Here is a 1,377-nt window from a genome sequence, read left to right as displayed (position 1 = left end):
TACTTATATTAGGAAAATTACTCGAAACTAACTCGAATACACCAGGAGTTAAAGAAGCAATAGATTTTAACCCCAAAAACGCAGGGTTGATCGAGGATAATGGAGTTGCTTATGGACTTAGCTATCAAGATAACGGCAATGGAAGTAGCAAGGTAAAATTACCTATCAGCCCTTTATCTCAACCAAAAACATACGAGTATGATACAAATATCAACGTAGCAAATGAACTCAAAGACCAACTACCCCTATATTAATAGAAGATTCAGCCGAAATAGATAAAGTTGGGGTTATCTTTCCCGAAGAAGAAAAAAAATACATCAAAGGTTTAATGTTGGACACTTACAAAATTAAGCAGTCAATCAATGCTCCTTCAGTTGAAGGTTTAGGTAAAGCTAAACTACAAAAAAAATATCAATAGTAGCAGTCTTGCAAATAAAGGTAATAATTACCTCCAACCAAAGGCAGTTAAGGGTGATAACGCAATATTATTGTAATTGCCCATAATTTAAAAGACCAAACTTTAGTTTCTTAGTATTTAAAATCAGACAAGAATGGAAAATTTAAAGTACTAGCTAGAAAAAATAAGATTATAGAAAGGAAATTGTTCAAGTTTAACATCCGCGCGGGGTTAAATTGCATTAAACGAAAATACAATGCTTTATTCACAAGTGAGGAAAAGAATTATTGGGAATTAAGAGGTAAGAAAAACGCACATTTTTAAACTCAATGTGGCTGAAGTAGTTGAGGGTTTGAAGGATGGAAAAGGAGTTAACGACTTTTTACTTGGTAATAGAAACGGTCAAACAAATAAAGCGTCATCTTTCTCTAGTGAACATGAAATAAGCTTTTTACAGTACACGAAGCAAACTAAAGACAAAGATCTAGTTGCTTTTCTTGAAAACTACCAATCAACTAATAAGCAGAGGTACGTATAGTAACTATATTTAAAAATGGATCAATATCGAACTTCCTTGATTATGAATTTGAAGATCATGTAGGGCAATTGTATATTAAAGATAGTGGTCAAGACAGTTTTACTATAACCGCAATCAGTGGGAAAATATCATAATTTTTAATCATAAAGACTCTGAAAAACCTCACAAGGTAATAATAATACCAACAAATAGTATCAAAGTTCTAAGCGATTTTGTTAATATCATTAACGGTCAATTCACGCATAGCATTATTTCTAGCAGTACCTTTGCTCCTATAAACTACTACAGAGAAAGTTGAGATTTCTATGAAAACGCCAACTACTGCAATTACTGATACAATAAAAGCTGACGCTGTAGAGGCTACTCAGCCTTCAACAGCAAAATTAACAACTTAAACAAGTAATGCAAAGCCTACAACATCACTGTTTCATCGACTTCTACA

At 32.9% G+C, this 1,377-nt stretch carries 1 protein-coding gene and 1 pseudogene; both read left to right on the top strand.

All coding sequences use genetic code 11. The annotated features are described in order from the left end of the window. Window positions 1-254: pseudogene (locus tag CCY16_RS05525) on the top strand (hypothetical protein); the annotation flags it as partial. Between the two features lie 474 nt (window positions 255-728). Further along, on the top strand, window positions 729-935 hold the full coding sequence (locus CCY16_RS02635; RefSeq protein WP_088414747.1) for a hypothetical protein: 207 nt from the start codon (window positions 729-731) through the stop codon (window positions 933-935). Window positions 936-1,377 lie beyond the last annotated feature (442 nt).

Source organism: Wolbachia endosymbiont of Wuchereria bancrofti (assembly GCF_002204235.2).
Classification (GTDB): Bacteria; Pseudomonadota; Alphaproteobacteria; order Rickettsiales; family Anaplasmataceae; genus Wolbachia.
Note: the sequence above shows the minus strand (reverse complement) of the source record. Positions and strands in the feature narration are given on the sequence as shown.